The organism is Chryseobacterium sp. WX (assembly GCF_029542485.1).
Lineage (GTDB): Bacteria > Bacteroidota > Bacteroidia > Flavobacteriales > Weeksellaceae > Chryseobacterium > Chryseobacterium cucumeris.
The window spans coordinates 1,068,436-1,080,499 of the sequence record NZ_CP120710.1 but is presented as its reverse complement, the minus strand read 5'-3'; the positions used below and the strand labels follow the sequence as shown (position 1 = coordinate 1,080,499).

The 12,064-nt window shown below is 38.3% G+C and carries 9 protein-coding genes; 8 read left to right on the top strand and 1 reads right to left on the bottom strand.

Annotation, left to right across the window (positions count from 1 at the left end; genetic code table 11):
- Positions 1-169 precede the first annotated feature (169 nt).
- The 8 genes from glgB to apaG all read left to right on the top strand — a co-directional run bounded on the left by glgB (position 170) and on the right by apaG (position 11,354).
- Positions 170-2,116 carry a 1,4-alpha-glucan branching protein GlgB gene (glgB, locus tag PZ898_RS04870; RefSeq protein ID WP_277694926.1) on the top strand — a complete coding sequence of 649 codons (1,947 nt, stop codon included), beginning with the start codon at positions 170-172 and terminating at the stop codon, positions 2,114-2,116.
- Positions 2,117-2,119: 3 nt separating this feature from the next.
- Entirely contained in the window at positions 2,120-3,526 is a 1,407-nt protein-coding gene (locus PZ898_RS04865) for a glycogen/starch synthase (protein ID WP_062675066.1), read from the top strand.
- Positions 3,527-3,530: 4 nt separating this feature from the next.
- On the top strand, positions 3,531-4,067 hold the full coding sequence (locus PZ898_RS04860) for a hypothetical protein (RefSeq protein ID WP_277694925.1): 537 nt from the start codon (positions 3,531-3,533) through the stop codon (positions 4,065-4,067).
- Positions 4,068-4,081: 14 nt separating this feature from the next.
- Positions 4,082-5,350 carry a glucose-1-phosphate adenylyltransferase gene (locus PZ898_RS04855; RefSeq protein WP_062675062.1) on the top strand — a complete coding sequence of 423 codons (1,269 nt, stop codon included), beginning with the start codon at positions 4,082-4,084 and terminating at the stop codon, positions 5,348-5,350.
- Positions 5,351-5,608: 258 nt separating this feature from the next.
- Entirely contained in the window at positions 5,609-6,649 is a 1,041-nt protein-coding gene (locus PZ898_RS04850; protein WP_062675060.1) for an SRPBCC domain-containing protein, read from the top strand.
- Between the two features lie 125 nt (positions 6,650-6,774).
- On the top strand, positions 6,775-9,591 hold the full coding sequence (locus tag PZ898_RS04845) for a 2-oxoglutarate dehydrogenase E1 component (RefSeq protein WP_062675058.1): 2,817 nt from the start codon (positions 6,775-6,777) through the stop codon (positions 9,589-9,591).
- Between the two features lie 39 nt (positions 9,592-9,630).
- Positions 9,631-10,884, top strand: coding sequence for a 2-oxoglutarate dehydrogenase complex dihydrolipoyllysine-residue succinyltransferase (odhB, locus tag PZ898_RS04840; RefSeq protein ID WP_241279676.1), 1,254 nt, complete (start codon positions 9,631-9,633; stop codon positions 10,882-10,884).
- Between the two features lie 80 nt (positions 10,885-10,964).
- Complete coding sequence (gene apaG, locus PZ898_RS04835; RefSeq protein WP_277694924.1) at positions 10,965-11,354, top strand: Co2+/Mg2+ efflux protein ApaG; 390 nt, start codon at positions 10,965-10,967, stop codon at positions 11,352-11,354.
- 67 nt (positions 11,355-11,421) lie between these two features.
- Here the strand turns inward: apaG and PZ898_RS04830 are convergent, their stop codons facing one another.
- Positions 11,422-11,976, bottom strand: a complete 555-nt coding sequence (locus PZ898_RS04830) for a 3'-5' exonuclease (RefSeq protein ID WP_062675053.1) — start codon at positions 11,974-11,976, stop codon at positions 11,422-11,424.
- Positions 11,977-12,064: the final 88 nt, after the last annotated feature.

Below are 12,064 nucleotides of genomic sequence, written 5' to 3'. Positions count from 1 at the left end.
TTTATAAAAAAGATTGTTTTGAAATCATAAAAAATGTGAGTTAAAAAATGATATATTTGATAGATAGACAAAACATGAAATGATCTTGATAATTATTTGATGAATAATTCATCGCTATTGTCAGTATTTTTCGTAGTTTCAGGGAAAATATAAATATAAACTGATCTTGATGAATTCTGTTAAGACCTACACGCTTTTCACCGATCATGATGTGTATCTTTTTAAAGAAGGTAGGCATTATAAGCTGTATGGTAAATTTGGAGCACATTCTGCAGAAAAAGAGGGCGTAAAAGGCGTATATTTTTCCGTATGGGCTCCTAACGCAAAGAAAGTTTCCGTGATCGGAAATTTTAACAACTGGAATCATAAAGATCATATTTTGTTTCCACGATGGGATGAATCCGGGATTTGGGAAGGATTTATTGAAGGGTTAACCTGGGGAACATTATATAAATATGCTATTGAAACACAAGGAGGCGAAATTCTGGAAAAAAGTGATCCCTATGCGTTGAGCTGGGAACAGAATATTCAGGCGGCTTCCCTGGTTTCCACCACCTGGTACGAATGGAATGATCAGGAGTGGATGGATAACCGCTGGAAAAAAAACAGGCTGGAAGCTCCGCTATCGGTATATGAATTACATCTGGGTTCCTGGGTAAGGGAAGAAGATCAGTCCCAGCGTTTTTTAAACTATAGAGATATTGCGAAAAAGCTCGTTCCTTACATCAAAGAAATGGGATTTACCCATGTAGAATTCATGCCCGTGATGGAGTATCCTTACGAGCCGAGCTGGGGATATCAGATCACAGGGTTTTATGCAGCAACCTCGCGCTTTGGCTCACCACAGGATCTGATGTTTCTTATTGATGAACTTCATAACAATGACATAGGCGTTATTCTGGATTGGGTTCCGTCCCATTTTCCGGGAGATGCTAATGGGCTTCACCGATTCGACGGTTCTTATCTGTATGAGCATGAAGATCCGAGAAAAGGCTTTCATCCGGACTGGAAATCGCATATTTTTAATTACGGAAGAAATGAAGTGAAATCCTTCCTGATTTCAAATGCCATGTTCTGGCTGGATCGTTATCATGCTGACGGATTGCGCGTGGATGCCGTGACTTCAATGCTTCATCTGGATTATTCAAGAAACGAAGGAGAGTGGGAACCTAATATATATGGAACCAATGTGAACCTGGAAGCGAAGGCCTTTCTACAGGAATTTAATACAGCTGTCTACAAAGAATTTGGAGATAATATCATCACCATCGCAGAAGAAAGTTCAGATTTTCCCATGCTTACAAAACCTGTTCATGACGGCGGTGTAGGATTCGGAATGAAATGGATGATGGGTTGGATGCATGATACACTGGATTATTTCAAAGAAGATTTTATTAACCGTAAATTTCATCATCATAAACTGACCTTCGCTTCCATGTATATGTATAATGAAAATTATATGATGCCTTTGTCACACGATGAAGTCGTACACGGAAAAGCAAGTCTTATTTATAAAATGAAAGGGGATGAATGGCAGAAATTTGCCAATCTCCGTACCCTGTATGTATATATGTATACCCATCCCGGAGCCAAGCTGCTTTTTATGGGCGATGAATTCGGGCAGACCAGTGAATGGAATTTTACAAGAAGCCTCGACTGGCATTTGCTGAAATATCCTGTTCATAAAGGAATGCAGGAAATGGTGAAGGAACTGAACCACTTGTACCGGTCAGAAACTGCCTTTTATGAAAATCAGTTTGATAGAAATGGTTTTGAATGGGTGGAAGCAGATGATCTGGAAAACTCGGTGTATGTCTACCTCAGAAAAGGAAAAAAGAAAGATGATGTACTGATGGTGGCTTTAAACCTGGCACCCAACGTATTGGATTATAAAATCGGGATTCCTGCAGGTACCCACTGGGAAGTTATTTTAAATTCGGATGATGAAAAGTACAGTGGAAGCGGAGTGGAGCCTGAAATCCTGGAAGAGAAGTATGAAGAGTGGAGAGGATACACCAAAACAATGACCGTGAAGCTGCCGCCATTGGCTGGAATAGTTTTACGTCAGAAAAGAGATAAAAAATATAAATTACACAGAATTAAACATAAGAGATAAAGAATGGTTATTTATCATTTAAGTACAGAATGTTATCCTGTCGCAAAAGTAGGCGGTCTGGCAGATGTGGTGGGAGCGTTACCAAAATATCAGAATAAAATAGCAGGAGTAGAAGCCAGGGTGGTAATGCCGTGGTACAACAAATCCTTTGTATATGATCATGAATTTGATCTGGTTTTTGACGGATTTATTCATCAGGCAGCCAATATGCTGCAGGTTCAGGTATTGAAAGAGAAAACCAATGTTCTGGGATTTGAGCTGTATATGGTAAGAATTCCGGGATTATTAGACAGGGACAACCCTTATGGGTACCAGGATGAAAGCTTCCAGTTTCTGGCTTTCCAACATGGCGTTCTGCATTGGCTTTCTGCGATGAAAATCCGTCCTGATGTACTGCATTGCCATGATTATCATACCGGTCTCGTTCCTTTTATGGTAGAAAACTGCTATGAATTTGAATTCTTAAAAGGAGTAAAAACAATAGGAACTATTCATAATGGCGAATATCAGGGCATGATGAGCTGGAGTATGGCACAGTATATGCCTTCTTTTGATGGGTACAAATGGGGACTGATGGATTGGAACGGACTGATGAATCCTCTGGCCAGCATGATTAAATGTGCTGATGCTTTTACCACTGTTTCGGAAGGATATCTTGAAGAACTCTTTATCAGCTTCCGCGGACTGGAAAGCCTCGTTCGTCAGGAATTTGGAAAGGCATACGGAATTATCAATGGTATTGACACAGAAGTCTGGAATCCTGAAACCGATCCGATGCTTGATTTTAATTTTAACAGTACCAATGCAGTCGCTCAAAAGAAAAAAAATAAAGAAAATCTCTGTAAAGAATATGGATTAAAACCTGAACTTCCTTTATTCGCATTTATCGGAAGATTCGCAACAGAGAAAGGAGCAGATCTGCTGCCGGATGTTGTATGGAGAAGCATTAAGCAGAGTTATGGCGCTTTAAATATTATGATTCTCGGATCAGGGAACACCTATATAGAAAATAAACTGAAAGAATACGATTATACGTACACCAATTTTGCATTGGATCTCGGATATAAAGAGCATCTTTCCCATAAGATATATGCCTCGGCAGATTTTCTTCTGATGCCTTCAAGAGTAGAGCCATGCGGCCTGAACCAGATGTATTCCATGAGATATGGGACCGTTCCTGTGGTAAGATATACAGGTGGGCTCAGAGATACGGTGGAAGATATTTCAACCGGTGGAGCAGGACTGAACTTTACTTATCCGGGTGTAGATGATGTTGTACATGCCATGAACAGGGCATTGGCGATTTATAATCAAAAAGGGGTTATGGAAGATCTTATCCATGCCAATATGAATTTTGATTTTGCATGGGAGAAATCTGCAGAAAAATACATAGCTTTATATAATAGCTGATAGAGTGAAGATTTTCGGATTTCTTTCTGTGATAATGTTTATGCTGTTTTCATGTAAAGAAGACAGAGGAAGCTATCATGGAGGTTATTATTGGATCTATGGCTACGGTCTTTCGGCAACGGAAAGGTATGAAGCAATGGCTGCTATTTCCGAAAAATGGAAAATAAAGCATTACTCTGTAGGTGGTTGTCTGGTAGAGCCTGACGAGATGAAGAGAATAGATGCTATTAATAAAAGGACTTATAATGCCATAGAAAGAAAATATGGGAAAGGCTGGAGAGAAAAGTATCGTAAAGATGTCGACGGCTTTGTAATGAAGAGTGCTGATGTGATGGATGTACTTATTACAAATCCGTTCTTCAGAAATGAACTTAAAAAATATAATATTGAAATCTATAACCTGGACAAAGAGGTTTTAGTATTGAATGATAAAGATGAGTTTCGGGTGACTGTTTATAAAAACGAACTCCAATATGAAAACAAAGAATGCTTTAAAGTAGCAGTAAACACTAAGAACAGAACAGTAAACTTAATAAAATAAAACGCAAGATATTTATGAATCGAAATGTAATCTCTATTGTTTTAGGAGGAGGCAGAGGAACAAGATTATTCCCGTTAACGTATACGAGATCCAAACCGGCTGTTCCTATTGCAGGAAAATACAGACTGGTAGATATTCCTATCTCAAACTGTCTGAACTCAGGATTGAATAAAATTCTGGTGTTAACGCAGTTTAATTCTGCTTCTCTCAATTCACATATTAAAAATTCTTATCACTTTGACATCTTCAGCAAAGGCTTCGTTGATATTCTTGCAGCCGAGCAGAATGTGGAAAATGACAGCTGGTATCAGGGAACAGCAGATGCTGTCCGCCAGTCGATGAAGCATCTTGAAAAATATGATTATGATTATATTCTGATTCTTTCAGGAGATCAGTTGTATCAGATGGATTTCAGGGAAATGCTCGACTTTCATATTGAAAACGGAGGTGATCTTACCATTGCTACCATTCCGGTTAATGCAAAAGATGCTACAGGTTTCGGGATCTTAAAATCTGATGATGAAGGAAATATCACTTCTTTTTATGAAAAACCGGATTTTGACACGCTGTCAGGCCTGAAATCTGAAGTTTCAGAAGAAAATAAACATACCGGAAAAGAGTTTCTGGCTTCCATGGGAATCTATATTTTCACTAAGAATATCCTTAAAAAGATGTTTGATGAAGGAGCTGGTGATGATTTCGGAAAAGATATCATTCCGAGTTCTATCGGAAAATACAAAACATTAAGCTATCAGTACGAAGGCTATTGGACGGATATCGGAACCATAGAGTCTTTCTACGAAGCGAATCTGGACCTTTGCCTGGATCTGCCACAGTTTAACCTTTTCTCTTCATCACCGATCTATACCAGAGCAAGAATGCTTCCACCGTCAAAAATCAATGGTTCCTATGTAAGTAAAGCCGTTTTTGGGGACGGATGTATCATCATGGCAGATAAAATTGAAAATTCCGTGATCGGAAACAGAACCAGAATTGACAAAGGAAGTACCATCGTAAACTCCTACGTTATGGGAGCGGATTTCTACCAAAACACAACGGAAATTGTTCTGAACGACAGAGGTGGCCGTCCTAATATGGGAATTGGAAAATACTGCTATATAGAAAAAGCAATCCTTGATAAAAACTGTTATATTGGAGACAATGTGAAAATCATCGGTGGAAAACATATTCCGGATGGTGATTATGGGACGTATTCCGTACAGGATGGGATTGTCGTAGTGAAGAAAGGAGCTGTGATTGCTCCGGGAACACATATCGGGTAAGAGAAAGGAAGTTGGATGCTGGAAGATGGAGGTTATTGAAGGGCGGAGTAACGCTACAAATCTTATCATGTAAATTCAGGTTTATAAGGTAAGATGAAATGTTTTAAATCAGAAAATTACTAGTGATCATCCGCCAAATAGTATCCTGCAGTTTCCCTCACCAAGCTTCCAGCCTTTAACAGGGTTAATTATTGTTAAACATACAACTAGAGTGATCAGCATATTGTTCACTCTTTTTATTTGTATTATTTTTGTGCGATGCGTATTTTTAAAATCTTAGCGGTAATCATTATTCTTTTGGGAGGAGCGTATGCTGCTTCCATGTATTATTTTGTAGATGAAAGTAAAAACTTTACGATTGAAAAAGAGATCGACTATCCTGTGGATAAGGTTTTTGCTCAGTTTAACAACCTTCAGAATTTTACAAGATGGAATAACTTTTTTACCAGTTCACCCTCTATAGACATTGATTATTATACGCCTTACGAAGGGCAGGGAAGTGCCATCAGCTATGTAGATCCTAAAAATGATACCGACGGAGAAATGTTCATCAGGTATGAGAACCTTAATAAAACGTTGAAATATCAGCTTTTTGAGGATGAAAATGAAAATCCGACATTGGTTGATGTTAAATTCAAACCTGTTTCCGCAGAAAAAACAAAAATCATATGGTACGTACACACTCCGAAACTGCCGGTCTGGAAAAGAGTGGAAAACTTCTGGACTGAAGACCGTTTTGCTGAAAATATCAATAAAAGTATGGTGAATCTTAAAAACTCTTTAGGTAATAAAGTGGAAAAAGATAACCAGATGGCAGCCATCAAATATGATAGTCTCATGGTAGAAAATGAAGAGGACAAATTGTTGTTGGGGATCAATGTAAGTACCTCAAACAAAAAAGATGCGCTGTACAAAAATATCGTGATGAATTATAACAAAGTCTATAATTTCGTAACGATGGATCTTGGTAAAAGAGATGATGAATTCGGATATCCGGTTCTCATTACTGATGCGGATAATTACAAAGACAAGGAGGTTTCTTATTTCCTCGGAATTCCACTTTCTAAGAAAATAGGAGTGTCTGATAATAATTTCAATTTTAGGTCCGTAAATCCGTCTCAAAATTACGTAATGTACTACAAAGGGAATTATGAGGGACGAATTCGGGCAATCCAGCAGCTCATTCAGAAAGCCAAAAAAGACGAGATGCGCTTCGGAGATATCCGTCAGACCTTTATTGAACGTCCGATGGAAGGTCAGGAGGTAAACGTTAAGCTCTCATTATCAGTGTATAAGTGATTTTTTTTTATTTTATTTTTTCTTAAGTTTTTTTAACGGTTTCAGACTGTTCTAACTCGGTTTTTTTTATTAAATTTGAAGATTAATTCTACAAATAAATTTTAATAAATAGATAAACTGTAATAATGGACAGATTTTCATTCCTAAACGCAGCTCATTCTCAGTTAATTGAGGATTTATACCAACAGTACTTAAAATTCCCGGACTCTCTAGAACCATCATGGAAAGCTTTCTTTCAAGGCTTCGATTTTGCTTTGGAGAACTACGGAGATGACGATAACACTCAATTTATTCAGGCTTCAGCCAATGCTGCCCCGGCAGTTCAACAACAGATTTCTCAGGCAGTATCCAACGGAGAAGTTCCTGAGCATATCAAGAAAGAATTTAAAGTAGTAAACCTTATTGAGGCTTACAGAACGAGAGGACACCTTTTTACAAAGACTAACCCGGTTAGAGAAAGAAGACACTATACCCCTACTTTAGACATCGAAAACTTCGGACTTTCTAAAGAAGATTTAAATACAAAATTCAACTGTGCGGTTGAAACCGGAATGAAAGAGCCTGCTACGCTGGCAGACCTTATCAAGCACCTTGAAAACATCTATTGTGATTCTATTGGGGTAGAATACATGCACATCAACAACGTTGAAGAAAAAGATTTCATCAAAAGATGGCTTCAGGTAAATGAAAACCACCCAAGTCTTTCTGCCAATGAAAAAACAGAAATCTTATTAAAATTAAATCAGGCGGTAGCTTTTGAAAACTACCTTCACACAAAATTTGTAGGACAAAAAAGATTCTCATTAGAAGGAGGTGAAACATTAATCCCTGCTTTAGATCAGCTGATCTCAAGATCTTCTCAGTTAGGAGTAGATGAAGTAGTATTAGGGATGGCTCACAGAGGTAGACTAAATGTTCTTACCAACATTTTCGGAAAATCTTACAAGCAGATCTTCTCAGAATTTGAAGGAAAAGAATTTGAAGAAGATGTATTCTCCGGTGACGTTAAATATCACTTAGGTTCTTCTAAAAAAATCAAAACTGCTTCAGGAGAAGAAGTTTGTATCAACCTTACGCCAAACCCGTCTCACCTTGAAACAGTAGCTGCTTTGGTAGAAGGTATCTGCCGTGCAAAAGTAGATGACAAATACAAAGACTATTCTAAAGTATTGCCAATCATCATCCACGGTGATGGAGCTATTGCCGGACAGGGTATTGCTTACGAAGTGGCTCAGATGATGACTTTGGAAGGATACAGAACTGGAGGAACAGTTCATATCGTTGTGAATAACCAGGTTTCATTTACAACGAACTATATGGATGCAAGATCTTCAACATATTGTACAGACATCGCAAAAGTTACAGAATCTCCTGTAATGCACGTAAATGCTGACGATGCTGAAGCGGTTGTTCATGCCATCCACTTTGCTGCTGACTTCAGAGCAAAATTTGGAAAAGATGTTTATATCGACCTTTTAGGATATAGAAAATATGGTCACAACGAAGGGGATGAGCCAAGATTTACTCAGCCTAACCTTTATAAAACCATTTCAAAACACCCGAATCCAAGAGAAATTTATAAAGATAAATTATTAAAAGACAGCGTTACTTCAAATGATGTAATTGCTAAAATGGAAACGGAATTCAAAGCTCTTCTGGATAAAGATTTTGACGCTTCTAAAGAGATTGAGAAAAACGTAATGGATGTGTTCATGGCTGAAGATTGGGTAAACTATCCAATTGGTAAGAGAGGAGCAGTTCAGTTACCGGTAGATACAAAATATGATTTAGCGAAGCTGAAAGAACTGGCGCTTAAAATGTCTACACTTCCGGCAGATAAAAAGTTCATCAATAAAATTACAAGACTTTTTGAAAACCGTATCAAAGCTATTGAGGCTAACTCATTAGACTGGGCGTTAGGAGAGTGGTTAGCTTATGCAACACTTCTTGTAGAAGGTCACAATGTAAGAATCTCCGGAGAAGATGTGGAAAGAGGTACATTCTCTCACAGACATGCTGTAGTAAAAACAGAAGATACAGAAGAAGAATACATCCCGTTAAGACACGTTTCTGAAAACAGATTTGATGTATTCAACTCTCACCTTTCAGAATATGGTGTACTTGGTTTCGACTACGGATATGCAATGGCTTCTCCAAATACATTAACCATCTGGGAAGCTCAGTTCGGAGATTTCGTGAACGGTGCTCAGATTATTGTTGACCAGTATTTGGCAGCTGCAGAAGAAAAATGGAAAATTCAGGATGGATTGGTAATGTTATTGCCTCATGGTTCAGAAGGACAAGGAGCAGAGCACTCTTCAGCAAGATTGGAGAGATTCCTTACCCTTTGTGCTAATGAAAACATGGTAGTAGCCAATATTACTTCACCTGCAAACTACTTCCACTTATTGAGAAGACAGTTGAAATGGGCGTTCAGAAAACCATTGATCGTAATGAGCCCTAAATCTCTGTTGAGACATCCTAAAGTGGTTTCTCCGCTTGAAGATTTTGCAAACGGAGCATTCCAACCGGTATTAGACGATCCTGCTGCAGATCCTAAAAAAGTAGAGAAATTAGTTCTTTGTTCAGGTAAACTGTACTTCGAATTATTAGCGAAGAAAGAAGAACTGAACTGTGAAAACATTGCTTTGGTAAGATTCGAGCAGTTATATCCACTTCAGACAGATGCTATTGAAGCCATCTTCAACAAATATGAAAACAGAAAACAATTGGTGTGGGCTCAGGAAGAACCTGAAAACATGGGGGCATGGTCTTATATCCTGAGAAACTTCAGAGATACAGGAATTCAGGTAGTTGCTCCGGTACCAAGCGGTGCTCCGGCTCCGGGTAGCCACAAAATGTTTGAGAAAAACCAGAATGCAGTGATCAACAGAGTTTTCGACAGAGATGATGCTCCTGCAAAAAGACCAGTAACAGCTTAATTTAAATAATAATCAATTAAAAAATAAAAAATACTCGATATGTCAGTTTTAGAAATGAAAGTTCCTTCACCGGGCGAATCAATTACAGAAGTTGAAATTGCAACTTGGCTTGTAAAAGATGGTGATTATGTAGAAAAAGATCAACCTATCGCCGAAGTGGATTCAGATAAAGCAACTCTTGAATTGCCTGCAGAACAAAGTGGTGTTATCACTTTAAAAGCAGAAGAAGGTGATGTGGTACAAGTAGGTCAGGTAGTTTGTTTAATTGATATGGATGCTAAAAAGCCGGAAGGTGCTGCACCTGCTGCTGAGGCTCCAAAACAGGAAGAGGCTCCGAAAGCTGCTGAACCTGCTAAACAGGAAGCTCCAAAACCTGCTACTCCGGTAGCTGCGCCACAAACTTATGCAACAGGAGCTCCATCTCCGGCTGCTAAGAAAATCCTTGACGAAAAAGGAATGGATGCTGCACAGGTTTCAGGAACAGGAAGAGACGGAAGAATTACTAAAACTGATGCTGAATTAGCAGCAGTACCTGCATTAGGAGGAAGCCCTCTTACTGCAACAGGTTCAAGATCTACTACAACGACTAAACTTTCAGTTTTAAGAAGAAAAATCGCTCAGAGATTAGTTTCTGTGAAGAATGAAACAGCGATGTTAACTACCTTCAACGAAGTTGACATGTCTGAAATCTTCAGATTGAGAAAACTGTATAAAGAAGAATTTGCTCAGAAACACGGAGTTGGACTTGGTTTCATGTCTTTCTTCACAAAGGCTGTTACAAGAGCATTACAAATGTATCCTGATGTAAACGCATCTATCGATGGTGATTTCAAAGTAAACTATGATTTCTGCGATATTTCAATTGCGGTTTCAGGTCCTAAAGGATTGATGGTTCCTGTATTAAGAAATGCAGAAAACATGTCTTTCAGCGCTGTTGAAGCAAACATCAAAGATCTTGCTACTAAAGTAAGAGACGGTAAAATTACAGTTGACGAAATGACGGGTGGTACTTTCACCATTACAAACGGTGGTACTTTCGGATCTATGATGTCTACACCAATCATCAACCCTCCTCAATCTGCAATTTTAGGAATGCACAACATCATCCAGAGACCGGTTGCTGTTGACGGACAGGTAGTAATCAGACCAATGATGTACGTTGCAATGTCTTATGATCACAGAATTATCGACGGTAAAGAATCTGTAGGATTCCTTGTAGCGGTAAAAGAAGGTATCGACAACCCTGTTGAAATTTTAATGGGAGGTGACGAAAGAAAAGGCCTTGGATTATAGTTTTTAATAAAATTATAACATAATATATGATCTCGCCTTAAAAAAGGCGAGATTTTTGTATTTATTAAGAAAATACTACAATGATGTTTTCAAAAATGACTTCCAATATCAAAGTTTCAGTAATACCTGAATATGATAGTAAAAACAGTTATCCATCCGAAAACCGTTACGTTTTTAAATATAATATTTCGATAGAAAATGACGGAAGCTTTCCTATCAAAGTATTGAAAAGAAAATGGTTGATTTTTGATGTGGGATTCGGGTACACAGAAATTATAGGCGACGGAGTGATCGGATTGACTCCCGAGATAGGAACCAATGAAAATTTTGCTTATTTTTCCAATGTGATGCTTCGTTCCGGAGTAGGTAATATGAGCGGAAAATACCTGGTTAAAAACATGGAGACACAGGAAACTTTTGAAATTGATATTCCAAAATTCAACCTGTTGTCTGAAGTGTTGAGTAATTAATAACAGATGTCCTGTCAGAAAGTACAGGTTTTTACAAAGAACCCGGGTTCTATTGTTTGTAAGATAACTAAAGCTTTTTAATTTTTGCTTTCATATACTCATTTACTTCATCATTACTGGTGAGGAAGAGTTTTTCAAATGCCAGTAAAGATATTTTGGCACATACCTCCGCATCAGCTCCTGCTCTGTGATGGGTAAAATCAATTTGATGATATTCTGCTAATGGCTTCAGCCCATATTTCGGAAGATAATTCCATGATTTCTTGGCAAGCTGAATACTGCAAAGATAGTTCAAGTTGGGAGTAAACATTCCGTAATGCTGCAGGCATCCCCTTAAAACAGAGGCGTCAAACCCTGCATTATGAGCAATCATAAGACTTCCGTACATCATATCCTGAGCTTCATACCATATTTCATCAAAGGTAGGTGCATCTTTTACATCTTCCGGCTGAATTCCATGCACCGCAATGTTGAATTTACTAAAGTAAGGAAAACTCGGAGGTTTGATCAGCCAGGTCTTTGTTTCTACAATTTTAGAATCCTGTACGATACAAATCCCCATCTCACACGCTGAACTTTTCTCGTGTGTTGCCGTTTCAAAATCTATTGCACAGAAATCCATTGTCTTAAAATTATAATTAGTTGTGGGATTGCGGGTTGTTTTTTGTTGTTGGTTCTCTGGTTTAAGGTTTTGAACTTAAGATTGATTA

Bases quoted from the DNA above. Each gene is read 5' to 3' on its own strand.
- apaG (WP_277694924.1), top strand. From the start codon at position 10,965: ATGATGTTTTCAAAAATGACTTCCAATATCAAAGTTTCAGTAATACCT.
- PZ898_RS04845 (WP_062675058.1), top strand. From the start codon at position 6,775: ATGGACAGATTTTCATTCCTAAACGCAGCTCATTCTCAGTTAATTGAG.
- PZ898_RS04850 (WP_062675060.1), top strand. From the start codon at position 5,609: ATGCGTATTTTTAAAATCTTAGCGGTAATCATTATTCTTTTGGGAGGA.
- PZ898_RS04855 (WP_062675062.1), top strand. From the start codon at position 4,082: ATGAATCGAAATGTAATCTCTATTGTTTTAGGAGGAGGCAGAGGAACA.
- odhB (WP_241279676.1), top strand. From the start codon at position 9,631: ATGTCAGTTTTAGAAATGAAAGTTCCTTCACCGGGCGAATCAATTACA.
- glgB (WP_277694926.1), top strand. From the start codon at position 170: ATGAATTCTGTTAAGACCTACACGCTTTTCACCGATCATGATGTGTAT.
- PZ898_RS04865 (WP_062675066.1), top strand. From the start codon at position 2,120: ATGGTTATTTATCATTTAAGTACAGAATGTTATCCTGTCGCAAAAGTA.
- PZ898_RS04830 (WP_062675053.1), bottom strand. From the start codon at position 11,976: ATGGATTTCTGTGCAATAGATTTTGAAACGGCAACACACGAGAAAAGT.